Genomic DNA, 24592 nt, shown 5'->3' on the forward strand with positions numbered 1-24592 from the left:
GGCTCATGGCGCCACGTTGTAGGCCGCGCCGATCAAGGCCTTGGTATAAGCCTCGCGCGGCGCGCTGAAAATGGCGTCCGTCAGCCCCTCCTCGACGATCTTGCCGTCCTTCATCACCACCACGTAGTCGGACATGGCGCGGACCACCGAAAGGTCGTGGCTGATGAAGACATAGGAAAGCCCGTGGCGGGCCTGGAGGTCGCGCAGGAGCTCGATCACCTGCCCCTGCACGGACCAGTCGAGCGCCGAGGTCGGCTCGTCCAGCACCACCGCCTGCGGTTTCAGGATCATCGCCCGGGCAATGGCGATGCGCTGGCGCTGGCCGCCGGAGAACTCGTGCGGATAGCGGTTGCGCGCCGCCGGATCGAGCCCGACTTCCTTCAGCGCCTCGATCGCCCGCTTGTCGCGGTCGGCGCGCGAAAGCTGCGGCTCGTGCACATAGAGGCCTTCGGTGATGATCTCGCCCACGGTCTGGCGCGGCGAGAGCGAACCGTAGGGGTCCTGGAAGACGAGCTGCATGCTGCGCCGGAGCGGCCGCATGCCGTTTCGGTCGAGGCCGGAAATATCCTTCCTGCCGAAGCGGTAGGCGCCCTTGCTGGAGATGAGCCGCAGGAGCGCCCGCCCGAGCGTCGACTTGCCGGAGCCCGATTCCCCGACGACCCCGATCGTCTGGCCTTCGCGCAGGCTGATGCTGACATTGTCGACGGCGCGGAAGGTGGAGGCCCGCTTCTTCAGGAGGCCGCCGTCGATCTTGTAGTCGACGACGACATTGCGGCCTTCGAGGATGATCGGCGCGTCGTCCGGCGGCGCCGGCTTGCTGCCGGACGGCTCGGCCTCGATCAGCATGCGCGTATAATCGGCCTTCGGATTGCCGAAAATCTCCGCCGTCGCGCCCTGCTCGACCACCTCGCCCCGCCGCATGACGACGACGCGCTCGGCGAAATGCCGGACGATGCCGAGGTCGTGCGTGATCAGCACGATCGCCATGTCGAAGCGTTTCTGCAGGTCGCGGAGCAGCTTCAGGATCTGCGCCTGGATGGTCACGTCGAGCGCCGTCGTCGGCTCGTCGGCGATCAGGATGTCCGGCTCGTTGGCGAGCGCCATGGCGATCATGACGCGCTGGCGCTGGCCGCCCGACATTTCATGCGGGTAGCTGTCGATGCGCCGTTCCGGATCGGGGATGCCGACGAGCCTCAGAAGCTCCAGCACGCGCGGGCGCGCCGCCTTCCGCGTGCCGCCGCGGTGGTGGACGATCACCTCGGCGATCTGCTTGCCGATCGGGTAGAGCGGGTCGAGCGAGGTCATCGGCTCCTGGAAGATCATGGTGACCTTCGCGCCGCGGATCGCGTTGAGCGCCTTCGGGGCAAGCCCGACCATCTCCTGCCCGCGGTATTTCGCCGAGCCGGTGACCGTGCCGTTGGCGGCGAGCAGACCCATGATGCCCATCATGGTCTGGCTCTTGCCGGAGCCGGATTCGCCCACCACCGCCAGCGTCTCGCCGGGGCGCACGTCGAGGTCGATGCCCTTGACCGCATCGACCTGGCCGTCCGGCGTGGTGAAGGAGACCTTCAGGCCCCGGACGGCGAGGATCGGCTCCATGGACTTTTTCGTCTCTGCCATGTCAGCGGTCCTTCGGGTCGAACGCGTCGCGCAGGCCGTCGCCGACGAAGTTCAGCGAGAAGAGCGTGACGACGAAGAAGATGGCGGGGAAGATGAGCAGCCAGGGCGCCGACTGGATGTTGTTGGCGCCTTCCGCGATCAGCGAGCCCCAGCTCGTCAGCGGCGCCTGGACGCCGAGGCCGAGGAAGGAGAGGAAGCTTTCGAGCAGGATTACCTTCGGCACGATGACCGTCACGAAGATGACGACGGGGCCGATGGTGTTCGGGATGACGTGCCGGCGGATGATCTGCCAGTCCGTCAGGCCGAGCGCTTCCGCCGCGCCGATGAATTCCCGCCGCTTCAGCGACAATGTCTGGCCGCGCACGATACGGGCCATGTCGAGCCATTCCACAGCGCCGATGACGATGAAGATCAGCACGAAGCTGCGCCCGAAGAAGACGACGAGCACCACGACGAGGAAGACGAAGGGCAGCGAATAGAGGATTTCGACGAAGCGCATCATCACATTGTCGACGCGCCCGCCCATATAGCCCGAAATCGCGCCGTAAACGACGCCGATGCCGAGCGAGACCAGGCTGGCGAGCAAGCCGACCGCAATCGAGATCTGCCCGCCGAGCATGACGCGCACCATGAGGTCGCGCCCGTTCGTATCCGTGCCGAACAGGAAATACTCCCGGTCGACGATGCCGGAGAGCGTCAGCCTGCGGCCGTCGTCCTCGGTGGAGACGACCTCGGTCCCGTCGAATTCGTTGGCACGGTCGAAGTAGCGCGTCGTGCGCGGGTCGATCGGCTGTTCGGCCGTCACGACGGCAGTGAAGGTCTCGCCCTCGACGGAGAAGGACTGCAACTTGACGCGCGCCCGCGCCGCGACGCCTTCCATCGCCGCCTCCAGCGTGTCCTCGCCCGGCCGCGGCTCGAGGCTCGGCGGGATGGTGACGTAGGAGGAGAAGACCTGGTCGTAGGTGTGGCTGACGAAGAACGGGCCGAGGAAGGAGAAGCAGGCGATCAGCACCAGCAGGACGCAGCCGGCCATGGCCGGGCGGTTGCGGCGGAAGCGAAGGAGCGCGAGCTGGAAGAGGCTGCGCCCCTTCACCTCGCTCTCCGGCATGGCGGAAACGATGGCCTCAGTCATGGCGGACCCTCGGATCGAGCAGGCCATAGAGAATGTCGACCAGCAGATTGAAGACGATGACGAAGATGGCGATCAGCACGACCGTGCCCATGACGAGCGTATAGTCGCGGTTGATCGCGCCGAGCACGAAGTAGCGGCCGACGCCGGGAATGGTGAAGATCGTCTCGACGACCGCGGAGCCGGTGAGCAGCGCCGCCGCGCAGGGCGCGAGATAGGAGACGACCGGCAGCAGCGCGCCGCGCATGGCATGCACGACGACCACCGATCGCGCCGGCAAGCCGTAGGCGCGCGCGGTACGGATATGGTCGGTGCGCAGGGCCTCGATCATCGAGCCGCGCGTGAGGCGCGCGAAGACGGCAAGCTGCGGCAGGGCGAGCGCGATCATCGGCAGGATGAGGAAGCGCAGCGATCCGTCGCCCCAGCCGCCGGCCGGCAGCCAGGCGAGCACGATGGCGAAGATCAGCGTCAGCACGGGGCCGACGACGAAGTTCGGCACCGTGACGCCGATCGTCGCGACCGACATGACCGCGAAATCGAGGGCGCTGTTCTGGCGCAGCGCCGCGACCGTGCCGACGATGACGCCGCCGACGAGCGCAAGCAGCAGAGCATAGAAGCCGAGCTCCACCGAATAGGGCAACCCCTTGCCGATCAGCTCGGCGACGGTGTTGTCCTTGTAGATGTAGCTCGGGCCGAAATCGCCGGTGACGGCGTTGCCGATATAGGTGAGGTACTGTCGCCAGAGCGGCTGATCGAGCTGGTAGGCCCGCATCAGGTTTTCCATCGTGGCGGGCGGCAGGGGCCGTTCGAGGTTGAACGGTCCGCCGGGCGCAAAGCGCATCAGGAAGAACGAAATCGTGACGACGATGAACAGCGTCGGCACGGTGCTTGCAAGGCGCCGCAGAACGAAGGCAAGCATGACCAGGACTCCCCAGTGATGCGGTGCGCGGCATCAGGCCGCGCACCGCCAACGGATCATTCCGAAACGCTGAGGAAGCGGCTCAGGTGCTGGTTCGGGGCATTGTCCTGCCAACCCTGAACCTTGCTGGAGACGAGCCAGAGGTCTGCCTGGGTGAGGAGCGGCGCGATCGGCTGCTCCTTCATGAGAAGGGCTTCGGCCTCGTGCAGCACCTTGGCGCGCGCCGCCGGATCAAGCTCTTCGTACGACTTCTTCATGAGCGCGTCGTATTCCGCGTTCTTGAACTGGCCGTAGTTGAAGGTCTTGTTGCCGCTGGTGCTGAGCGCCAGGAAGTTTTCGGCATCCGCATAGTCGGCGACCCAGCCGGCGCGCGCCACGTTGAACGCGCCGCCTTCCTGCAGGTAGGCGTAGTGCGAGGACACGTCGAGGTTCACCAGCGAGACGTCCGCGCCGAAGGTGTTCTTCCACATGTCGGCCACCGCCGTCGCCACGCGCTCGTGGTTCGGGTTGGTGTTGTAGCGGATCTCGATCTTCAGCGGCTTGCCGCCCTCGCCGTAGCCGGCCTCCTTCATCAGCTCGACCGCCTTGTCCTCGCGGTCGAGCTGGGAGAGCGTGCCGAAATCGGCGGTCGCCGGCTCGTAGCCCTCGATGCCCGGAGGCACCATGGAATAGGCCGGTATCTGCGAGCCGGAGTAGATTTCCTTGGCGAGGAAGTCGCGGTCGACCGCCATGGAGAGCGCCCGGCGCACGCGCACGTCGCTATAAGGCTCCTGCCGGGTGTCGAAGGCGTAGTAGTAGGTCGCAAGCGTCGGCGAGACATGGACCTGGTCGCCGTAGCTCTGCTTCAGGCGGTCGATCTGGTCGGCCGAGAAGTTGTAGACGAGGTCCATTTCCTTCGCTTCGAAGCGGCGCACGGACGCGGCCTGGTCGTCGATCGGATAGAAGATCACCTTGTCGAGCTTGACGTTCGCGGCGTCCCAGTAGTTCTCGTTCTTCTCGACGACGAGATTGTCGTTCGGCACGTGGCTGACCAGCTTGAACGCGCCGTTCGAGACCATCACGCCGGGCTTGACGAAGTCGGCGCCGTTCTTCTCGACGCTGGCCTTGGAGACCGGCAGAGCGGTCTGGTGCGCGAGCAGTTCGAGGAAGAAGGGCGTCGGGCGCTCGAGCGTGACTTCCAGCGTCTTGGCGTCGACGGCCTTCACGCCGAGCTGGTCGAGGCCGAGCTCGCCCTTATTGACCTTTTCCGCATTCTTGATCGGGTAGAGGATGTTCGCATAGCCGGCCGCGGTCTTCGGGTCCTCGATGCGCGCAAACGAGAAGGCGAAGTCTTCCGCCGTCACCGGCGAGCCATCGGACCATTTCGCGTTCTCGCGGATCTTGAAGGTATAGACCGTACCGTCTTCGGAGATCGTCCAGCTTTCGGCCGCACCGGGAACGATCTTGCCGGCGGCGTCATAGATCGTCAGGCCCTCGTAGAGGTCCTTCAGGATGAACTCCTCGATGTTGATGGAAGTATGGGCCTGGTCGAGCGTCTGCGGCTCGCCGGCATTGCCGCGGTGGAGCACCGCTTCTGCGAGGGCCGGGCCTGCGCAAAGGAGGATCGCACCGGCCAGGAGGGCCGCACGGAAGCCAATGAGTCTGTTTGCCATTTTTGTTTTCCTTCCCCGTTGTTTTTTTGGGTGCCCAATCAATTGTCCCTGTTTTCCCGCTTGGCAAGTCCCCAAAAACAGGAAATGCACAACCTCCGCGCGGCCCGGCGCGGCGGCGATAAACCCGGCCCGCGACGCTCGCCTGCATCGGGAAATGAGAAAAATATTTGCGTTTGCATAAATAAATCGCAGTTTTCTGCCCATCGTTTCACACCGATTTCTGCGATTGATCGCCCATCGAACACCTGAGCCAGAAACGGAGTCCCAAGATGAACTGGTTGAAGACCCTCGCCGCCGCTGCAGCGCTCCAGGCCGCCGTTCTCGCCCCCGCCCTTGCCGGCGAAAACCTCGCCGCCATCCAGTCCGCCGGCGCGCTGAAGATCGGCACCGAAGGCACCTACGCTCCCTTCACCTACCACGACGCCAGCGGCAAGCTGGTCGGCTTCGACGTCGAGATCGGCGAGGCGATCGCCAAGCGCCTCGGCGTCAAGGCCGAGTTCCTCGAAGGCAAGTGGGACGGCCTGATCGCCGGCCTCGACGCCAACCGCTACGACGCCGTGATCAACCAGGTCGGCATCACCGAGGAGCGCAAGAAGAAGTACGATTTCTCCGAGCCTTACATCGCCTCCAAGGCGGTGCTGATCGTGCGTGCCGACGACGACAGCATCAAGAGCTTCGCCGACCTCAAGGGCAAGAAATCGGCCCAGTCGCTGACCAGCAACTTCGGCAAGCTCGCCCAGGAATCCGGCGCCGAGCTCGTCGGCACGGACGGCTTCGACCAGTCGATCCAGCTCGTGCTCACCGGCCGCGCCGACGCGACGATCAACGACAGCCTCTCCTTCCTCGACTTCAAGAAGCACAAGCCCGACGCCAACGTGAAGATCGCCGCCGAGCAAGCGGACGCGGACTATTCCGGCGTCATCATCCGCAAGGGCGAGCCGGAACTGCTCGAAGCGATCAACAAGGCGCTCGCCGAGATCAAGGCCGACGGCACCTACCAGGCGATCGCGGACAAGTATTTCGGCCAGGACGTCTCGAAGTAGGCCTCCGCCGAGGGCCGCTTCGCGGCGGCCCGTTCCTCGCTTATAGATAGATCGTGAAACTGGCCGGGGATCACCCCGGCCAGCCGCATTTCGGAGGATGTTCGCCGTGCCGCCCTGGCTTCAACTGATGCTGGACTCGCTTGCGCCCCTCTTGTGGGCCGCGCTCGTCTTCACCATTCCGCTCACCCTCGCCTCCTTCGTGCTCGGCCTTGCGCTCGGCCTCGTCACCGCCGTCGTGCGGCTGTTCGCGCCGCGCCCCTTCTCCGATATCGCGCGCTTCTACGTCTGGGTGATCCGCGGCACGCCGCTGCTCGTCCAGCTCTTCGTCATCTTCTACGGCCTGCCGAGCATCGGCATCCTGCTCGATGCCTTTCCGGCCGCCCTCATCGGTTTCACGCTGAACGTCGGCGCCTATACGTCCGAGATCATCCGCGCCGTCATCTCCTCGGTGCCGCGCGGCCAGTGGGAGGCGGCCTACTCGATCGGCATGAGCTGGTCGCAAGCCATGCGCCGCACGATCCTGCCGCAGGCGGCACGCGTCGCCGTGCCGCCACTCTCCAACACCTTCATCTCGCTCGTAAAGGACACCTCGCTTGCCGCCGCCGTCACCGTGCCGGAACTCTTCCAGACGGCGCAGCGCATCGTCGCCACCACCTATGAACCGCTGATCCTCTATATCGAGGCGGCGCTGATCTATCTCGCGCTGAGCTCCGTGCTCTCCGCGCTCCAGGTCCGGCTCGAACGGCGTTTCGCCCGCTATGGCGGCTTCCTGGAGGCACGCACATGATCGAGCTTGAGCATATCGAGAAACGCTTCGGCGACAACCACGTGCTGCGCGACATCAGCCTGAGGCTGGCCGAAGGCACGGTGACCGCGCTGGTCGGCCCCTCCGGCGGCGGCAAGAGCACATTGCTTCGCTGCATCAACCTCCTGGAGATCCCGACCTCCGGCTCGATCCGGCTCGGCGGCGAGACGATCGACTTCGCGCCCGGCCGCAAGGTCGGCTGGGACTCGATCCAGAAACTGCGCCGTCAGACCGGCATGGTCTTCCAGAACTTCCAGCTCTTTCCGCACCAGACGGCGATCGCCAACGTGATGGAAGGCCTCGTCACCGTCCTGAAATGGCCGGCCGACAAGGCGCGCGCCCGTGCCCTCGAGCTCCTGGAGAAGGTCGGCATGGCGCACAAGGCGGATGCCTGGCCGGCGACGCTTTCCGGCGGTCAGCAGCAGCGCGTCGCCATCGCCCGCGCGCTCGCCCCCTCCCCGCGCGTCCTGCTCTGCGACGAGCCGACCTCCGCGCTCGATCCGGAGCTTGCCGAGGAGGTCGTCGAGGTCCTGGGCCGCCTTGCCCGCGAGGGCACCACCATGGTCATGGCGACGCACGACCTGCGCCTCGCCTCGCGCGTTGCCGACAGCGTCGTCTTCCTCGACGGCGGGGTGATCGTCGAGCAGGGGCCGCCCCGCGCCATCTTCTCGACACCCGAAAGGGATAGAACGAAAAAGTTCATCGCCTCGCTCAGCGCGCCGCAGAGCTACGACATCTAGGATGCGCGCCGCTTCACGCTGCGGTAGCGGGGAAATCCGTTCGCGGCAGTTGCATCGGGCCTGCGATTCAAGCAGAGTGACGAGGTATCCGCATCTCGCCATGCCCCGGCATGTGTTACAGGGGAGAAAGTCTCATGACCAAGAAAACACCGAACCCGATCGACGTCTTCGTCGGCTCCCGCGTCCGCTTGCGCAGGCTGATGGTCGGCATGAGCCAGGAGGCGCTCGCCGATCGGCTGGGTGTTACCTTCCAGCAGGTACAGAAATACGAGAAGGGCACCAACCGCATCAGCGCCAGCCGCCTCCAGGCGATCTCGGACGTCTTCCGCGTGCCGCCGAGCTTCTTCTTCCAGGACGACGAGAACGCCGTGCCGACCGCAGGGGTCGCCCATGAGACCGGCGACGTCTCCACCTTCGTTTCCTCCAAGGAAGGCCTCGACCTCAATCGCGCCTTCCTGAAGATCGAGGACGCCGGCGTGCGCAAGTCGATCATCGCGCTCGCGACCGCGCTCTCCAAGGCGAGCGCCAGCGAACATGCGAACGAACGCACGGACAATTCGCCGGAACTGCGGATCTGACCTTCAATGCCGGCGCGGCTGCAGACGCTCGGCCATCTGCGCCTGCTCGACGAGGGCGGTAACGACATCGTCTTTCCCGAAAAGGCGCTTCTGATCCTCTGCTATCTCCACACGCGCGGCCTGACGGAGATGCCCCGGGCCGACGCAGCGGGCCTTTTCTGGGACGATGCGAACTCCGCCGCCGCCTATGCCAGCCTCCGGCAAACCGTGTCCCGCGTCCAGAAGCGCCAGCGGGATCTCGGCCGCACCTACCTCACCTTCACCGATACGTCGATCGTCCTTGGGCCGGAGCCCATCGAAAGCGATGTGGAACAGGTTCGCGAGGGCGCAAGCCTGAGCGTGCTCGCCGGCCTGCTCAACGAGGATTTCCTGAAACACGTCAAGCCGGGCAATCGCGCGCTCAAGAACTGGATCGCCCTGCAGCGGGCGGCCCACATGGCCACGCTCCGCCGGGCCCTCCTCGAAGAAACGGCGATCGACGGAAACGGCATCCGGCAGGTTCGGGCGACAGCGGCGCTCCGTCTGCTGGAGGCAAACCCCGAGGACGAGGAGGTGCGCAGCGTGCTGACGGGTCGCGCGGCCGTTCCGGTGCCCCTCATGACGCTGCATCCTCCGGCGCGCGTCCTGCCTGGGGAGGAGGCGGCCACCCCGCTGCCGCGGCAGGCCCCGCCGCGCGTCGTGCTGCTGCCGCCGGTCACCACGCTCGCCTCGCGACCTGCCGCACGCTTTTCCGAAGCGCTGATCGAGGACGTGACGATCGGGCTTTGCGCGCTGCGCTCGATCTCGATCATCGCGCCGCACACCGCCGCGCAGATTTCGCTGGAAGCCGAGCGCTCCGCCACCTACGCGCGCCACAAGATCAGCTACATCCTGGAAACGAGGCTTCGCGACGAAGGCGACGGCCACACGCTCTTCGCCCAGCTCGTCTTCTTCGGCAGCGACGAGGTCATCTGGGCCGAGCGTTTTCCGCTCTCGGCCGAGGGGCTTGCCCGCTCGCGGCAGATGATCGCCCATCAGATCGCCGGCGCCATCGCGACGGAGATCGAGCGCAACGAGCTGGTGCGCGGCGACTACGAGCGCGACGCCGATGCCTACCGCAGCTTCCTGATCGGCCAGGGGCAGCTGAAGAACCTCGACCTGCGCGACATCCGCCGCGCCCGCAAGAGCTTTCGCGAGGCGCTGCAGGTGAATGCCGGCTTCGCGCCGGCCATCGGCGGCCTTGCACGCAGCTATTTCCTCGAATGGCTGGTCACGGCCCGCGGCGACCAGGACCTGCTGCGCCAGGCCGAGCTCCATGCCGAGGAGACCATCCGGGCCGACGACCGCCTGCCCTCCGGCTACCGCGAACTCGGCGTCGTCAAGCTCTACGCCCGCCAGTTCGACGAAAGCGCCGCCTATCTCGATCGGGCCGAGGCGCTGAGCCCGCACTATGCCAATGTCATCGCGAGCTATGCCGACACGCTCGTGCAGGCCTCGCGGCCGGATGTCGGCCTGCGGAAGATCGAGCATGCCATCGACCTCAACCCGCTGCCGCCCGACGAATATTTCTGGACCGCCGCGGGCGCCAACTACTCGCTCGGCCTCTACCAGCAGGCGCTCGACTACATCGCCCGCATGAAGGACAAGGCGCCCGTCCACCGCCTTGCCGCCGCCTGCTGGGCCATGCTGGGCGACATGAAGAAGGCCCGCCAGTTCATCCGCCGGACCTACGACATCCATCCCGACTTCGACCTCGAAACCTGGATGACGATCGTCCCCTTCAAGGAGGAATGGCAGCGCCAGCACTATTACGAGGGGCTGAAGAAGGCCGGTTTCTGAAGATCGAGCAATCAATCAACTGGAGAGGATCTGACCATGGCAAGACTCGTTGTTCTGGGCATTGAGGGAGACGACGGACTGTGGGTCGCCGACCTCGATGCCGGCACCGTCACGCAGATCGGTGCGCCGACGACCGGCGCCCTCAAGGCGGCGGATGACCTGCGCAAAGCCGGCGCGACGATAACCAAGGGCGTCAACCTCGCCGCTCTGGCCTCCTCCGCGGACGCCATCTCGGGCGGCTTCATGGATGTCTCCGGCGGGTTCATGGACACTTCCGGCGGCTTCATGGACAAGTGAGCCATCGTCCGGCTTCGGCCGCGCCGGCCTATTCGGACCGCATCTGCGCCCCCGGTGAGACCTGGAGCCGGATCGAGGCGCTCCTGCCCCGGTTCGGCATCACGCGGCTCTCCCGCCTGACGGGGCTCGACCGTGTCGGCATTCCGGTCTGGAATGCCGTCAGCCCCAATGCCCGCTCGATCGTCATCAACCAGGGCAAGGGCATCACGGATATCGACGCGAAGGTCTCCGCCGCGATGGAGGCCCTGGAACGGGCCGTGGCGGGCGATCCGTCCGTCCCGGCGCGCCGGGCGTCGCGGCGCGATCTGGCTGCGGCAGGCGAGGCCTGCCTGCCGCTCGACACCTTCGTCGCCGCAGGGCAGCCGCTTCTCACCGAAGACGAGGCGCTCGACTGGCTGGCGGGACACGATGCGGTGACCGGCGAGCGCGTCTGGGTGCCGCGCGACGCCGTCCTGCTCGACCGGACCGATCCGGCGCCGCGTTTCTGGCAATCCTCCGACGGCCTGGCCTCCGGCAATTCGCAAACCGAGGCCGTTCTGCACGGCCTGCTCGAGCGCATCGAGCGGGATGCCGACCGCTTGTGGCGCCTGCTGCCGCGCGCACGGCGCCTTGCGACCGCCATCGATCCCGCCACCGTGCGCGATCCTGTCGTCGAAACCCTCGTTCGCCGATTTGCCGAGGCGGGGCTGGAGCTCCGGCTCTTCGACATCACCAGCGACCTTGCCGTTCCCACCTATGCCGCAGTGCTCGGCGATGCCGGCATCCTTGCCAGGAAGCAGCCTCTCTTCCATGACGCGACGATCGGCTACGGCACGCATCCCGTCGCCGCGCGAGCCGTCATCCGGGCGCTGACAGAGGTTGCCCAGTCGCGCCTGACCTATATCAGCGGCGCGCGGGACGACCTCTTCGCCGAAACGTTCACCCGGCCGCTGGCGCCGGAAACCCTCGCCCTGTTCGAAGCCTGGCCCGGTGCGGCAAGAACCTACGCGCCGCCTGCCGGCGATGCCGCCGCCCTGCTTGACTGGTGCCTGGACAGGCTGGCGGCATCCGGCATCAAACCGGTCGTCGCCGTACCGCTCGCGGACGCGTCGCTCCCGGTATCCGTTGTCAAGATGGTCGTACCCGCGCTCGAAAATCCCGAGGGCGCACGCCGGCATGCCGTCGGTCCGAGGGCTCTCTCGCGCATGCTGTTCGGAACGCCATGAAGATCCTCTTCGTCGGCCCCAGCCTGCCCGATGCCGCCGCGCTCTGCGGCGGCGAGATCGTCGCCCGCCCGCCTGCGGCGCATGGCGATGTTCTTTCCGCCGTGCGCGCGGGCGCAACGGCGGTCGGGCTCGTCGACGGCAATTTCGAGCATCTCGCGCCCGTCTGGCACAAGGAAATACTCCACGCGCTGGATTGCGGCGTCGCGGTCTTCGGCGCGGCCAGCATGGGCGCCCTGCGCGCCGCCGAATGCGACAGCTTCGGCATGGTCGGCATCGGCCGCATCTACGAAGACTATGCAAGCGGACGCCGCGTCGACGATGCCGACGTCGCCCTGCTGCATGGCCCGGCCGAACTCGGCTATCCGGCGCTGTCGCTTCCCCTCGTCGATGTAGAGGCGACGCTGGACCGCTTGGAGGCGTCCAAGGCGCTGGAGAAGCCCGACATATCGCGCCTTCGCGCCGGTGCGCGCAGCCTCTTCTACAAGGAGCGGACGTGGTCCACGATCCTTGAAGCGGCCGGGAAGGCGGAAGAGAGGAAGTCGCTTCTGCAACTTCTCCATGCAGCAACCGTCAACCGGAAACGCGAGGACGCCCTGGAATTGATGCATGTTCTATCGGGTTTTCGGCCGCAAGGCCCTGCAAAACGCGGGGACTGGACATTTCGCGCTACATCCCTCTGGCGTATCGCCGCCGATCAACCTGTAACATGAAAATACGTGCAGTTTCCCATTCCGCGTGTGTCACGCTCGAGTCACGCGCGGAGGACAAGAGTCACGCCTATACTCGGATGCAGGAGCTGAGAGTGAGTGTGGCTCCGGGGGCTGGGACATGGAAATCGAAACCATTGAGACTGAAGACCGGGGGAATGAACTGATGGCGCTTGCGCGTCTCGTCGCCTTCGCGCTGGAATCCGCAAGGACGCTGGATGTGGAGGTCGCCGAATTCTGCCTCGACAAGGCACTGCGGGCCGTGCTCGACCAGATCGACGAACCTTCGCGCATGGCGCTGACGACGAACGACATCATGCTGATGAACCGCTCGGCTCTTTGCTGAGCGCACGCAGGGTTAGAGCGTTTCCGCGCTTCGGGGGAAGGCGGAAACGCTCTATCCGCCGTTCCTCCGCGGCGCGGATCGCGCCGGCGGCCCGAACCTGCGGGCCGCCGCCGATCTGCAAGACCGCTTCCGCTACGGATCGCCGCTTCCCGCCGGAAATTGCCGCACCCGTCTTTTCCGGGCCGCCGACACCGTTTACCGGAAAGGCGCGGCGCCATTCCGGCGTCCGGACGGAGAACGGCATGGGCGACAACAGGATCATCGACCGGGGCGACGCCGCCGACGGGCGCCGATGAGCACGCTTGCCGCCTATGGCGGCCTCTTTCTCGCGGCCTTCGCCGCCGCGACCATCCTGCCGGCCCAGTCGGAAGCGGTGCTTGCGGGCCTGCTGGCCACAGGCAGCCATGCGCCTGCCATGCTGATCCTCGTCGCCGGCATCGGCAATGTGCTCGGCTCGGTCGTCAATTGGCTTCTCGGCCGCGGCATCGAGCGCTTTCGCCAGGCCCGCTGGTTCCCCGTCAGCGCAAAGAACCTTGACCGCGCCGGCCGCTGGTATCGCAAATACGGCTGGTGGAGCCTGCTTCTGAGCTGGATGCCGTTCATCGGCGATCCGCTGACGGTCGCAGCCGGCATCATGCGGGAGCCGTTCGCCCGCTTCCTCCTCGTCGTCTCGATCGCCAAGTTCGGCCGCTACATCGTGCTCGCCGCGCTCGTCCTGCACTGGCTCTGATTTTTTCGCCGGCGATGGAATGACCGCCATCTGGCTTTCGTATATTGGGGCATGAACGGAAAGACACCCGGCTTCAACGTGATCGGACAGCTTGCGGCGCTGCGGCGCTATGCGCTTTCGCTCGTCCGCAATCCGGACGAGGCCGAAGACCTCGTGCACGACGCGCTGGTGAAGGCCTATGAGCGGCAGACGACCTTCCGCACCGGCGCAAACGTGCGCAACTGGCTGATGTCGATCCTGCACAATGCCCATATCGACCGCCTGCGCCAGCGCCGCTCGCAGGAGCGCCGCCACGGTGCGGCAGCCGAGATGGCGGAGACGTCCGTGCCGGCGAACCAGGACCATTCGGTGCGCCTGACGCAGCTGCGCAATGCCTTCTTCTCCCTGCCGGAAGAGCAGCGCGAGGCGCTGCATCTCGTCGCGATCGAGGAGCTTTCCTACCAGGAGGCGGCCGAAACGCTCGGCATTCCGGTCGGCACGCTCATGTCGCGCGTCGCCCGCGCCCGCGAGAGGCTGCGCGCTTTCGAACAGAACGGGGCGGCGGCACCCGTCACGCATCTCAGGCTAGTCGGAGGCAACGGCGATGACAAGCAATGATCCCATCCTCGAATCCGACCTCAACGCCTATGTCGACGACCAGCTCGCCGTCGGCCGGCGCATCGAGGTGGAGGCCTATCTCTCGGAGCGGCCGGAGATCGCGGCGCAGGTCATGAAGGACCTGCGCGTACGCGACGAGCTGCGCCTGGCGCTTGCCGACCACCGCACCGTGACGCGGCAGGCGACGCGCGAGGCCGCCCGCCTCTTGGAGCGCTCGCTTTCGCGCCGCCGCATCTTCTCCGTCTTCCGACGCGCCGCCGCCATCGCGCTCTTCGTCGCCGCCGGCTGGACGGCCCATGCGGTGCTCGGCCCGTTCGGCGCGACGGAGGTCGTCGCCTCCACGCCGCCGCCCGCCTTCGTGGAAGAGGCCGTGCGGGCGCACAAGACCACGCTTCTGCGCGACACGATGGCCTCGCAGCCCGAGACCGAGACCTTCGACCCGGCGGAGATCCGCTCGGCGACGGCCATCGTGCTGCCGGACCTGCCGAAGGGCTGGAATGTCGTCGATACGCAGGTCTTCCCGTCCGCTTACGGGCCGAGCGTCGAACTGGTGCTGGAGCCGCTGAAGGACGAGCGCCTGTCGCTCTTTGCCGTGCGCCCCGGCTCGTTCGCCGTGCAGCACGTGCTGCTCTTCCACGCCGACAACGCCCGTGCCGCCTACTGGCAGATCGGCGACGTCGCCTATGCGCTGGTGTCGGAGAGCCGCAAGGCCGACGACCTGGCACAAACCGCGCGGGACCTCTCGCGCACGCTCTACTGATCAACCGCTTCCATACCGAAGGAGACCATCGATGGAACCTGTACAACAGCGATTTGGCTACGGCGCGCAGGCGCAGTCGGCCGCCCTCTTCGACGAGGGCCTGCGCCAGCACATGCTACGCGTCTACAACTACATGGGCGCGGGCCTGGTCATCACCGGCCTCGTCGCCTTCATCGTCGGCTCGACGCCGGCCCTCTACGTGCCGATCTTCTCCACCCCGCTGAAGTGGGTGGTGATGCTGGCGCCGCTCGCCTTCGTCTTCTTCTTCTCGTTCCGCATCCAGACGATGTCGGCCAGCGCCGCGCAGATGACCTTCTGGGCCTTCTGCGCCGTCATGGGCCTGTCGCTCGCCTCGGTGTTCCTCGTCTTCACCGGCACGAGCATCGCCCGCACCTTCTTCATCGCCGCCACCATGTTCGGCGCCACCAGCCTCTACGGCTATGTGACGAAGCGCGACCTGTCGAAGTTCGGCTCGTTCCTGATGATGGGCCTCATTGGCGTCATCATCGCGTCGATCGTCAACATCTTCCTCGGTTCGAGCGCGCTGCAGTTCGCGATCTCCGTGATCGGCATCGTCGTGTTCGTCGGCCTCACCGCCTGGGACACGCAGAACATCAAGGAGCAGTATGCGGAAAACTTCGACCAGGAATCCCAGCAGAAGCTCGCCGTCTTCGGCGCGCTCTCGCTCTACCTCAACTTCGTCAACATCTTCCAGCTGCTGCTGAACTTCACCGGCGAACGCGAATAGCCGGGGAGAGCAGCTGACTCTTGATCAGCGGTTCGAATGGAACGGCGGGGCAAAACCCCGCCGTTTTGCTTTTGCTCCTACAGTTCTTCCGCCCGAGCATGACGATGGAGAGGGCGGCGCATGCGAGGAAAATGCCAAGTCACGCCGCATGTAAAACGTAACAATTAACTTACACACAATACCCCGTTGACAAATCGCCCCACAGCGTCTTTGCTTGTGCCATTCACCAGGGGGGTCCCGACAAGGGGCTGAGATACTGCTGGCATTCGCAGCGCAGTGACCCGTTGAACCTGATCCAGTTCATACTGGCGTAGGGACGGTGAAAGCGCTGTAGGACCGTGATCCGTCACCCGGATTCCGTATCGGCGTCTTTCCATCATTCCGGCTCTAGGACTGGGTCTCCAAACCGAACTTGGAGCCTCACGATGAACATTGCCGCTCAAAAGATTACCCCGACGGTCACCACGGGCGCCTTGCCCGCCTCGCGCAAGATCCACGTCCCCGGCGAACGGCATCCGGATATCCGCGTGCCGATGCGCGAGATCGCCCTGCACCCGACTTCCGGCGAGCCGCCGGTCACCGTCTACGACGCCTCCGGCCCCTATACCGATCCCGCCCATGTCGTCTCCATCGACAGCGGCCTGCCGCGGCTGCGCGAGGCCTGGATCGCCGCCCGCGGCGACACCGAGAGCTACGAAGGCCGCCATGTGCGTCCGGAGGACAACGGCTTTGCGTCCGGCGAGCGCCTGACGCCGGAATTCCCGGTCCGGAACCGCCCGCGCCGCGCGACGGACGGCAAGGCCGTGACCCAACTCGCCTATGCGCGCGCCGGCGTCATCACGCCCGAGATGGAGTTCATCGCCATCCGCGAAAACCTCGGCCGCAAGGCGGCAAAAGAGGCGCTCGCCCGCGACGGAGAGAGCTTCGGCGCCCATATCCCCGATTTCGTGACGCCGGAATTCGTCCGCCAGGAGGTCGCGAGCGGGCGCGCCATCATCCCCGCCAACATCAACCATCCGGAATCCGAGCCGATGATCATCGGCCGGAATTTCCTGGTGAAGATCAATGCCAATATCGGCAATTCCGCCGTCACGTCCTCGATGGCGGAGGAGGTCGAGAAGATGGTCTGGGCGATCCGCTGGGGCGCGGACACGGTCATGGACCTTTCGACGGGCCGCAACATCCACAACATCCGCGAATGGATCATCCGCAACTCGCCCGTCCCGATCGGCACCGTGCCGCTCTACCAGGCGCTGGAGAAAGTAAACGGCATTGCCGAGGACCTCACCTGGGAGGTCTACCGCGATACGCTGATCGAACAGGCCGAGCAGGGCGTCGACTACTTCACCATCCATGCCGGCGTGCGCCTGCACTACATCCCGCTGACGGTCAACCGCGTCACCGGCATCGTCTCGCGCGGCGGCTCGATCATGGCCAAGTGGTGTCTGCATCACCACCGCGAAAGCTTCCTCTATGAGCATTTCGAGGAGATCTGCGACATCTGCCGCGCCTACGACGTCTCCTTCTCGCTCGGCGACGGCCTGCGCCCCGGCTCGATCGCCGACGCCAACGACGCCGCGCAGTTCGCCGAACTCGAAACGCTCGGCGAACTCACGCAGATCGCCTGGCAGAAGGACTGCCAGGTCATGATCGAAGGCCCCGGCCACGTGCCGATGCACAAGATCAAGGAGAACATGGACAAGCAGCTTGCGACCTGCGGCGAGGCGCCCTTCTACACGCTCGGCCCGCTGACGACCGACATCGCCCCCGGCTACGACCACATCACCAGCGGCATCGGCGCGGCGATGATCGGCTGGTTCGGCACGGCCATGCTCTGCTACGTGACGCCCAAGGAACATCTCGGCCTGCCCGACCGCGACGACGTGAAGGTGGGCGTCATCACCTACAAGATCGCAGCCCACGCCGCCGACCTCGCGAAAGGCCATCCGGCCGCGAAGATACGCGACGACGCACTGTCGCGCGCCCGCTTCGAGTTCCGCTGGGAGGACCAGTTCAACCTCTCGCTCGACCCGGAGACGGCGCGCACCTTCCACGACGAGACGCTTCCCAAGGAGGCGCACAAGGTGGCGCATTTCTGCTCCATGTGCGGCCCGAAATTCTGCTCCATGCGCATCTCGCACGACATCCGCGCCGAGGCGCAGAAGGAGGGGCTGGAGGCCATGGCGGCGAAGTATCGCGAGGGCGGCGACCTCTACATGCCGCTCGAAGCAACAGCGGGAGAATGACCATGCGCATTCTCGTCAAAGGGGCCGGCGTCGCCGGCCTCACCGTCGCCTGGCAGCTCTACCGCCACGGCTTCGACGTCGCCGTCGCGGAGCGTGCCGGAAAGGTCGGCACGGGCGCCTCCGGTTTTGCCGGCGGCATGCTCGCCCCCTGGTGCGAGCGCGAGAGCGCGGAGGAGCCGGTGCTGGCGCTCGGCCGCCTTGCCGTCGACTGGTGGGAGGCGGCGGTGCCCGGCCAGGTGCATCGGCGGGGAACGCTCGTCGTCGCGAGCGGCCGCGATGCCGGCGAGCTCGACCGCTTCGCCCGCCGGACGAGCGGCTGGGAATGGCTGGACGAGGCGGCGATTGCAGCGCTGGAGCCCGATCTCGCCGGCCGTTTCCGCAAGGCCCTGTTCTTCCGCCGGGAGGCCCATCTCGACCCACGGCAGGCGCTTTCGGCCCTGACCGCGGGGCTCGAAGAAGCCCGCATGCGCCTTCTCTTCGCAACGAGTGGGGACGACGGTCCTTACGACCGGGTCATCGACTGCACCGGCTCCGCGCAGATCGGCCGCCTGCCCGATCTCAGGGGCGTGCGCGGCGAGATGCTGTATCTGGAAACCGCCGAGATAAACCTCTCCCGTCCCGTCCGCCTGCTGCATCCGCGCCACCCGATCTACATCGTGCCGCGGGAGAAAAACCGCTTCATGGTCGGCGCGACCATGATCGAAAGCGAGGATGCCGGCCCCATCACCGCCCGCTCCCTGATGGAGCTTCTGAACGCCGCCTACGCCCTGCATCCCGCCTTCGGCGAGGCGCGGCTCACCGAAACCGGCGCGGGCATACGCCCCGCCTATCCCGACAATTTCCCGCGCGTGACGAAGGAGGGAAGCACCCTCCACGTCAACGGCTTCTACCGCCACGGCTTCCTGCTGGCTCCCGCCATGGCAGGCGAGGTCGCGCGGCTTCTGCTTGCGGAACAGAGACAACCGGAAAGGAGGGCATCATGACCTTCATCATCAACGGCGAGGAGCAGGAAGTCGCGGCCGCCACGCTCGCAGACCTGCTTTCCGCCCTCGACTACGAGGGCGAGTGGCTGGCGACCGCGGTGAACGGCGAGCTGGTGCACCGCGAGGACCGCGCCGCCTTCACCCTCGGCGAGCGCGACCGCATCGAAATCCTCTCGCCCATGCAGGGAGGCTGACATGCTGGAACTCTATGGCGTCGAGGTCGCATCCCGCCTGCTGCTCGGCACGGCGCGCTATCCCTCCCCCGCCGTCCTCGCGGAAGCGGTGCGGCGCTCGAAGGCGGAGATCGTCACCGTCTCCCTGCGCCGCGAGACGGCCGGCGGCAAGGCGGGCGGCGCCTTCTTCGAGCTTATCCGCGAGCTTGGCGTGCGGGTGCTGCCGAACACCGCCGGCTGCCACAGCGTGCAGGAGGCGGTGCTGACGGCGAAGATGGCGCGCGACGTCTTCCGCACGGACTGGATCAAGCTGGAGGTGATCGGCCATCACGACACGCTCCAGCCCGACGTCTTCGGCCTCGTCGAGGCGGCGCGCATCCTGACGGGCGAGGGCTTCCAAGTCTTCCCCTATACGACCGACGACCTCGTCGTCGCGGAAAAGCTGCTGGAGGCCGGCTGCCGCGTGCTGATGCCCTGGTGCGCGCCGATCGGCTCGGCACTGGGGCCGGTGAACCCGATGGCGCTCCGTTCCTTCCGCGCCCATTTCCCGGACGTTCCGCTGATCGTCGATGCCGGCATCGGCCGGCCCTCCCATGCAAGCGCGGTCATGGAACTCGGCTATGATGCCGTGCTGCTCAACACGGCCGTCGCCGGCGCCGGCGATCCGGCCGCCATGGCCGAAGCCTTCGCGCTCGCCATCGAGGCAGGCCGGCTGGCGCACGGGGCCGTGCCGCTCGAGCCGCGCGACATGGCCGTTCCCTCCACCCCCGTCATCGGAAAGGCCGTCTTCTCATGAAGCTCGATCCCTTCTACCTCATCGTCGACAGCGCCGGCTGGATCGAACGCCTCGTGCCGCTCGGCGTCAAGCTCGTGCAGCTGCGCATGAAGAACACGCCCGAATACCGGCTGCGCGATGAAATCCGCCGCGCGAAAGCCGCCTGCGCGGCGCATGGCTGCCAGCTCATCGTCAACGACCATTGGCAGATCGCCATCGAGGAAGGCTGCGACTTCGTGCATCTCGGGCAGGAGGATCTGGCCGCGGCGGATGTCGATGCCATCCGCGCGGCCGGCATGAAGCTCGGCCTTTCCACCCATGACGACGCCGAGCTCGAAACGGCGCTGGCCGCAAGGCCCGACTATGTGGCGCTCGGCCCCGTCTGGCCGACGATCCTCAAGAAGATGAAATGGGCGCCGCAGGGTGTCGAACGGCTGCGGGACTGGAAGGCGCGCATCGCGCCGCTGCCTCTCGTCGCGATCGGCGGGCTCAACCCGGACCGCCTGCCCGCCGTCTTCGCGAGCGGCGCCGACAGCGCCGCCGTCGTGACCGACATCACGCTGAACGCCGATCCGGAAGCACGCACCCGCGAATGGATCGCGCGCACGGCGCAGTGGCGATAGAGCGCCAAGCGGACGCGGTCAGGCAAGCCTCCACAGGCGCTTCGCATTCTCGCGGAAGACGCGTTGCCTGTCCTCCTGGCCGACGCCGGAAAGCAGGGCCTGGGTGGCACCGACCCAGGTGGAAAGCCCGCCGCCGAGCGTGCAGACCGGCCAGTCGCTGCCCCAGACCATGCGGCCGAAGCCGAAACTTTCCGCTACATGGGCGAAGTAAGGTTTCAGGTCCTCCAGCGTCCAGTTTTCCGAGCCATAGGCCGGAATGCCGGATAACTTGACGGACACGTTCGGCCGGCGGGCGATCTCGGCGACGGGGCCCTTCCAGAGGTCGTAGCCGCCGCTTTTGATGTCCGGCACGCCGCAATGGTCGAGCACGAAGGAAACGTCCGGCGCCAGGTCGGCGAGCGCGATCGCCTTGCCGATCTGATGCGGCAGCACGCAAAGGTCGAAATTGAGGTTCGTGCCTGCCAGAAGCCGGATGTTCTTCCGGAACAATGCGCCTTCGGACACGTCGTCGGGCACGACATGCAGCACGCGGCGCAAGCCGCGCACGAAGGGATCGCCCAGCACCTTTTCGAGATAGGCCGGGAAATCCGGCGATTCCGGCCGGCAGGAGGCGACGGCGCCGGCAAGCAGGCTGCCCTCTTCGCCGGCAAGCGCCGCGACCATCGCCGTCTCGCGCGAAATGTCCTCCTCCGCCACGTCGACCTCCATGTGCAGGGCCGCGCCGATGCCGAGCCGGCGCGCCTCCCGCGCATAGGTCCCGTAGGTGAAATCGGCGTCGAGCGGCGGCACGCCGGCAAGCCAGGGATAGGAGAGCCTGTCCCGGTAGATGAGATGCAGGTGTGTATCGACGATCATGCTTGTCGCTCCTCCAACCATCCGAAGATGGCATGGAAGAATGGAGCGTTCAAATACGAATCAGGATGCACCTTCCAACTTGAAGCCTGCGCCGGTCATTTCCGATAGCCGGTTCGTCGCCGCAACGACAAGCTGGATGGCCGCCGAAATATCGGGGGCCGCAGGCGTATTGATCAGCGTGATATAGGGAACGGTCAGCGCCGCGATCGCCGTCCCCTCCGCGCCGAGCACCGGCGCGGAGAGATTGATGACGCCCGCCGTCTGGGCGCTCGGCATCATCTCGTAGCCGCGTGCGCGGATGAGATCGAGCCGCGCCAGGAATTCCGGCGTCACGCGCCCGTCCGCGCCGCCGTCGCCGACATGCTCGGCGATCATGCGCGCGCGCTCCTGCGGCGGGCGAAAGGCGAGCAGGGCATGGCCCGACCCCGTGTCGAACAGGCCGATGCGCGAGCCGACGCGGATGGAAATACCCCAGTAGCCCGGTGCTTCCTGCTGCGCGATCACCACCGGATTGCCGCGGTCGAACACCACGAGCTGGTTTGCCTGACGCGAGGCTTCCGCAAGCTCGCGCATCACCGGCACGGCGAAGGAGACGAGGCGGCGCACCGGCGCATGCAGCTGGGCGAGGCCGAAGAGCTTGAGCGTCAGCGAGAAACGGTCGCCGTCGATGCGCGTGACGTAGCCGCGCTTCACCAGCCGGTCGAGCATGCGGTAGAATTCGTTCGGGCTGCGGCCGAGCCGCTTGGCGATCTCCGCCTGCGTCAGGCCGCCGTCGACGCCCGCCAGCAATTCCAGGATGTCGAGCCCCTTGTCGAGCGCCGGCGCCCGATAACGATCGTTTTCCGCGTCCGACATGGTCTGCCCCCTCGTAAATGGCGGAATTCACAGGCACAGCGTCTTCGCCCGACAATCTCCCGGCATGGGGATTACGCTTGACGAAAACATGCATTTGCCTTGTATATAAATCGATTACTCATTTATGAGCAATCGATAAGGCAAAGGTCGTTTGCCACCGCCGGCCAAGCCATCGATCACGCAGGGGACGTCCATGACCAAGATCACCAGCCTTCGTTCGATCGACCTGCGCTTTCCCACCTCGCAAAGCCTCGACGGCTCGGATGCGATGAACCCCGATCCGGACTATTCGGCCGCCTACGTCGTGCTCGGCACGGACAAGGCCGGGCTGGAGGGCCATGGCCTCACCTTCACCATCGGCCGCGGCAACGAGATCTGCTGTGCGGCGATCGACGCGCTCGAGCATCTGGTGGTCGGGCTCGATCTTGGCTGGGTGCGCGAAAATCCCGGCCGCTTCTGGCGGCATGTCACCGGCGACAGCCAGTTGCGCTGGATCGGCCCCGACAAGGGCGCGATGCACCTGGCAACGGGCGCGGTGGTCAATGCGGTCTGGGATCTCATTGCCAAGGAGGCCGGCAAGCCCGTCTGGCGCCTCGTTGCCGAGATGAGTCCGCAGGACATCCTCTCCATCGTCGATTTCCGCTACCTGACGGACGCGCTGACGCCGGAAGAGGCGCTCGCCATCCTGAGGAAGGCGGAAGCGGGCAAGGCCGAGCGCATCGCGGCGCTCGAGCGCGAAGGCTACCCCTGCTACACGACCTCGGCCGGCTGGCTCGGTTACGACGATGCGAAACTGCGCCGGCTCTGCCAGGAAGCCGTCGACCAGGGCTTCACGCATATCAAGATGAAAGTGGGCCGCGATCTGGAGGACGACAGGCGGCGCCTGCGCATCGCCCGTGAGGTGATCGGCGACAGCCGCTTCCTGATGATCGACGCCAACCAGGTCTGGGAGGTCGGGCAGGCGATCGACTGGGTGAACGCGTTGAAGCCCTACAAGCCGTTCTTCATCGAGGAGCCGACGAGCCCGGACGACATCGCCGGCCACAAGGCGATCCGGAAGGCCGTGCACCCGGTGAAGGTGGCGACGGGCGAGATGTGCCAGAACCGCATCGTCTTCAAGCAGATGATCGCCGGCGGCGCGATCGACATCGTGCAGATCGACGCGTGCCGCATGGGCGGGCTCAACGAGGTGCTCGCCGTGCTGCTCATGGCGGCGAAATACGGCCTGCCGGTCTGGCCGCATGCCGGGGGCGTGGGCCTGTGCGAATATGTGCAGCATCTCTCGATGATCGACTATGTCGCCGTCTCGGGCACGAAGGAGGGCCGGGTGATCGAATATGTCGACCACCTGCACGAGCACTTCATCGATCCGTGCCGCATCCGCAATGCCGCCTACATGCCGCCGTCGCTGCCGGGCTTTTCCATCGAGATGAAACCGGAATCGATCGAAGCCTATACGTTCCGGCCGTAGGAAAACAGGCCCCAAGACCTTTCAATCCGGCGCGGCCTTGCTAGTTTTCCTGTTCCAGCCACGGGAGAAAACGGATGAAGATCAGCGCACGCAACCGCTTCAAGGGCAAGGTCGTCGAAGTCGTCCTGGGCGCGACGACAGCCCACGTCCGCATCGATATCGGGGGATCGGTCATCACCGCCTCGATCACCAACGATGCGGTGAACGAACTCGGCCTTGCCGCCGGCCAGGAAGCCTATGCGCTTATCAAGGCATCGGACGTGATGGTGGCCGTGGACGATTAATCGCCGATCTTCTTGCACATATGCGCCTGGCCGGCCTGGAAATCGCCCGGCTGCGGCGGCGCTATCGGCTTGAAGAGCGTGCGGTCCGGCTTCAGGTCGATCAGCGGCGTGCCGTCGAGGCAATCGAGGCCCCGCACGAAGAGGCGGCCACCATCGACCTTTTCCAGAAGGACGATCGACGTGCCGATCGGATTGGGCCGCACCGGCGAGCGCAGCGAGAAGGTGCCGTAAACCTCGCCGTTCGAGGCCGGGCTCTGCAGCACGAGGTCGCGGCGCGACTGGTGCAGCCAGTAGAGCACCTCCAGCCGCTCGAAACGCTCCACGCCCGCAAGCGCCTGCACCCAGGGGTCGAAAATCTCGATCGTGCAGACCGGCCCGTCATGGCGCCCCTGCCGCGGCGTCTCCATGCGGGAGGTCCAGGGGGCCGAGATCCGGCCGATGAAGACGAGTTCCGCGTCCGCCGCCGCCGGCGGCGTGACCGCAACCTCGTTCTGGCGGATTTCGTTCAGCCGGACCATGCGCCTCTCCAATCGGTATATTCCCTGAAATACGACGATAGCGTCCGAAGGCACCCGTTGAAAGATATAAATTCCGATATATCTTGACTTTCGATATATCGTGATTTATATCGAA

General features: G+C 66.1%; 27 protein-coding genes and 1 riboswitch. Of the genes, 20 read left to right on the top strand and 7 right to left on the bottom strand.

Translation table 11 applies throughout. From position 1 onward, the window contains the following. Window positions 1-3: 3 nt before the first annotated feature. Genes ACIIOY_RS05440 through ACIIOY_RS05455 form a run of 4 tightly spaced genes read right to left on the bottom strand, consistent with a single transcriptional unit; the run spans window position 4 to window position 5320 of the window. Window positions 4-1620 carry an ABC transporter ATP-binding protein gene (locus ACIIOY_RS05440; RefSeq protein WP_411033606.1) on the bottom strand — a complete coding sequence of 539 codons (1617 nt, stop codon included), beginning with the start codon at window positions 1618-1620 and terminating at the stop codon, window positions 4-6. Between the two features lies 1 nt (window position 1621). Then, window positions 1622-2752 (bottom strand): ABC transporter permease, encoded by a 1131-nt coding sequence (locus ACIIOY_RS05445; RefSeq protein WP_411033607.1) that lies wholly within the window; start codon window positions 2750-2752, stop codon window positions 1622-1624. Beyond that, window positions 2745-3668 carry an oligopeptide ABC transporter permease OppB gene (gene oppB / locus ACIIOY_RS05450; RefSeq protein ID WP_411033608.1) on the bottom strand — a complete coding sequence of 308 codons (924 nt, stop codon included), beginning with the start codon at window positions 3666-3668 and terminating at the stop codon, window positions 2745-2747. The genes ACIIOY_RS05445 and oppB overlap by 8 nt, the downstream gene beginning before the upstream one ends. A gap of 56 nt (window positions 3669-3724) precedes the next feature. Next, on the bottom strand, window positions 3725-5320 hold the full coding sequence (locus tag ACIIOY_RS05455) for a peptide ABC transporter substrate-binding protein (RefSeq protein ID WP_411033609.1): 1596 nt from the start codon (window positions 5318-5320) through the stop codon (window positions 3725-3727). 269 nt (window positions 5321-5589) lie between these two features. Between ACIIOY_RS05455 and ACIIOY_RS05460 the strand changes: the two genes are divergently transcribed. The 18 genes from ACIIOY_RS05460 to ACIIOY_RS05545 all read left to right on the top strand — a co-directional run bounded on the left by ACIIOY_RS05460 (window position 5590) and on the right by ACIIOY_RS05545 (window position 20494). After that, window positions 5590-6363, top strand: coding sequence for an amino acid ABC transporter substrate-binding protein (locus tag ACIIOY_RS05460; RefSeq protein ID WP_411033610.1), 774 nt, complete (start codon window positions 5590-5592; stop codon window positions 6361-6363). A 106-nt stretch (window positions 6364-6469) separates the two neighbouring features. Next, entirely contained in the window at window positions 6470-7150 is a 681-nt protein-coding gene (locus tag ACIIOY_RS05465; RefSeq protein WP_411033611.1) for an amino acid ABC transporter permease, read from the top strand. Further along, on the top strand, window positions 7147-7908 hold the full coding sequence (locus ACIIOY_RS05470; RefSeq protein WP_411033612.1) for an amino acid ABC transporter ATP-binding protein: 762 nt from the start codon (window positions 7147-7149) through the stop codon (window positions 7906-7908). The genes ACIIOY_RS05465 and ACIIOY_RS05470 overlap by 4 nt, the downstream gene beginning before the upstream one ends. A 134-nt stretch (window positions 7909-8042) precedes the next feature. Continuing rightward, window positions 8043-8486, top strand: coding sequence for a helix-turn-helix domain-containing protein (locus ACIIOY_RS05475; protein WP_411033613.1), 444 nt, complete (start codon window positions 8043-8045; stop codon window positions 8484-8486). Window positions 8487-8492: 6 nt separating this feature from the next. Continuing rightward, window positions 8493-10304 carry an AfsR/SARP family transcriptional regulator gene (locus tag ACIIOY_RS05480; protein ID WP_411033614.1) on the top strand — a complete coding sequence of 604 codons (1812 nt, stop codon included), beginning with the start codon at window positions 8493-8495 and terminating at the stop codon, window positions 10302-10304. Window positions 10305-10340: 36 nt separating this feature from the next. Beyond that, entirely contained in the window at window positions 10341-10601 is a 261-nt protein-coding gene (locus ACIIOY_RS05485; protein ID WP_411033615.1) for a hypothetical protein, read from the top strand. Then, a complete protein-coding gene (locus tag ACIIOY_RS05490; RefSeq protein ID WP_411033616.1) occupies window positions 10598-11806 on the top strand; it encodes a YcaO-like family protein in 1209 nt (402 codons plus the stop codon). The genes ACIIOY_RS05485 and ACIIOY_RS05490 overlap by 4 nt, the downstream gene beginning before the upstream one ends. Next, window positions 11803-12516, top strand: coding sequence for a TfuA-like protein (locus ACIIOY_RS05495; RefSeq protein ID WP_411033617.1), 714 nt, complete (start codon window positions 11803-11805; stop codon window positions 12514-12516). Before ACIIOY_RS05490 ends, ACIIOY_RS05495 begins: the two co-directional genes overlap by 4 nt. Before the next feature lie 163 nt (window positions 12517-12679). After that, window positions 12680-12859 carry a hypothetical protein gene (locus tag ACIIOY_RS05500; protein WP_411033618.1) on the top strand — a complete coding sequence of 60 codons (180 nt, stop codon included), beginning with the start codon at window positions 12680-12682 and terminating at the stop codon, window positions 12857-12859. Window positions 12860-13151: 292 nt separating this feature from the next. Beyond that, window positions 13152-13589: a YqaA family protein gene (locus ACIIOY_RS05505; RefSeq protein WP_411033619.1), complete on the top strand. Its 438-nt coding sequence runs from the start codon at window positions 13152-13154 to the stop codon at window positions 13587-13589. Window positions 13590-13640: 51 nt separating this feature from the next. After that, window positions 13641-14186 (top strand): sigma-70 family RNA polymerase sigma factor, encoded by a 546-nt coding sequence (locus tag ACIIOY_RS05510; protein WP_411033620.1) that lies wholly within the window; start codon window positions 13641-13643, stop codon window positions 14184-14186. Then, window positions 14173-14946, top strand: a complete 774-nt coding sequence (locus ACIIOY_RS05515; protein ID WP_411033621.1) for an anti-sigma factor family protein — start codon at window positions 14173-14175, stop codon at window positions 14944-14946. Before ACIIOY_RS05510 ends, ACIIOY_RS05515 begins: the two co-directional genes overlap by 14 nt. Window positions 14947-14977: 31 nt before the next feature. Next, the gene (locus ACIIOY_RS05520) at window positions 14978-15694 is read left to right on the top strand and encodes a Bax inhibitor-1/YccA family protein (RefSeq protein ID WP_411033622.1); all 717 of its coding nucleotides are present in this window, start codon (window positions 14978-14980) and stop codon (window positions 15692-15694) included. A 218-nt stretch (window positions 15695-15912) separates the two neighbouring features. Next, a riboswitch (TPP riboswitch) is annotated at window positions 15913-16029 on the top strand. A 90-nt stretch (window positions 16030-16119) separates the two neighbouring features. Next, window positions 16120-17940, top strand: a complete 1821-nt coding sequence (gene thiC, locus ACIIOY_RS05525; RefSeq protein WP_411033623.1) for a phosphomethylpyrimidine synthase ThiC — start codon at window positions 16120-16122, stop codon at window positions 17938-17940. A gap of 2 nt (window positions 17941-17942) precedes the next feature. Further along, window positions 17943-18923: a glycine oxidase ThiO gene (gene thiO, locus ACIIOY_RS05530; RefSeq protein WP_411033624.1), complete on the top strand. Its 981-nt coding sequence runs from the start codon at window positions 17943-17945 to the stop codon at window positions 18921-18923. Then, entirely contained in the window at window positions 18920-19117 is a 198-nt protein-coding gene (gene thiS / locus ACIIOY_RS05535) for a sulfur carrier protein ThiS (protein WP_411033625.1), read from the top strand. Before thiO ends, thiS begins: the two co-directional genes overlap by 4 nt. 1 nt (window position 19118) lies before the next feature. Beyond that, on the top strand, window positions 19119-19892 hold the full coding sequence (locus tag ACIIOY_RS05540) for a thiazole synthase (protein WP_411033626.1): 774 nt from the start codon (window positions 19119-19121) through the stop codon (window positions 19890-19892). Continuing rightward, window positions 19889-20494, top strand: a complete 606-nt coding sequence (locus ACIIOY_RS05545; protein WP_411033627.1) for a thiamine phosphate synthase — start codon at window positions 19889-19891, stop codon at window positions 20492-20494. Before ACIIOY_RS05540 ends, ACIIOY_RS05545 begins: the two co-directional genes overlap by 4 nt. Before the next feature lie 18 nt (window positions 20495-20512). On the opposite strand, the gene ACIIOY_RS05550 is transcribed toward ACIIOY_RS05545, so the two are convergent. Further along, complete coding sequence (locus ACIIOY_RS05550) at window positions 20513-21349, bottom strand: amidohydrolase family protein (RefSeq protein WP_411033628.1); 837 nt, start codon at window positions 21347-21349, stop codon at window positions 20513-20515. A gap of 60 nt (window positions 21350-21409) precedes the next feature. After that, window positions 21410-22204: an IclR family transcriptional regulator gene (locus tag ACIIOY_RS05555; protein WP_411033629.1), complete on the bottom strand. Its 795-nt coding sequence runs from the start codon at window positions 22202-22204 to the stop codon at window positions 21410-21412. 193 nt (window positions 22205-22397) lie between these two features. Here ACIIOY_RS05555 and ACIIOY_RS05560 point away from each other — a divergent pair, with 193 nt between their 5' ends. Together ACIIOY_RS05560 and ACIIOY_RS05565 are read left to right on the top strand one after the other, a co-directional pair. Next, entirely contained in the window at window positions 22398-23675 is a 1278-nt protein-coding gene (locus tag ACIIOY_RS05560; protein WP_411033630.1) for an L-fuconate dehydratase, read from the top strand. 74 nt (window positions 23676-23749) lie between these two features. Next, a complete protein-coding gene (locus ACIIOY_RS05565; RefSeq protein WP_411033631.1) occupies window positions 23750-23959 on the top strand; it encodes a TOBE domain-containing protein in 210 nt (69 codons plus the stop codon). On the opposite strand, the gene tsaA is transcribed toward ACIIOY_RS05565, so the two are convergent. Beyond that, window positions 23956-24477, bottom strand: a complete 522-nt coding sequence (tsaA, locus tag ACIIOY_RS05570) for a tRNA (N6-threonylcarbamoyladenosine(37)-N6)-methyltransferase TrmO (protein ID WP_411033632.1) — start codon at window positions 24475-24477, stop codon at window positions 23956-23958. The genes ACIIOY_RS05565 and tsaA overlap by 4 nt on opposite strands. Window positions 24478-24592 lie beyond the last annotated feature (115 nt).

Source organism: Shinella agrisoli, from assembly GCF_046557955.1.
In the GTDB taxonomy this organism is placed as follows: Bacteria; Pseudomonadota; Alphaproteobacteria; order Rhizobiales; family Rhizobiaceae; genus Shinella.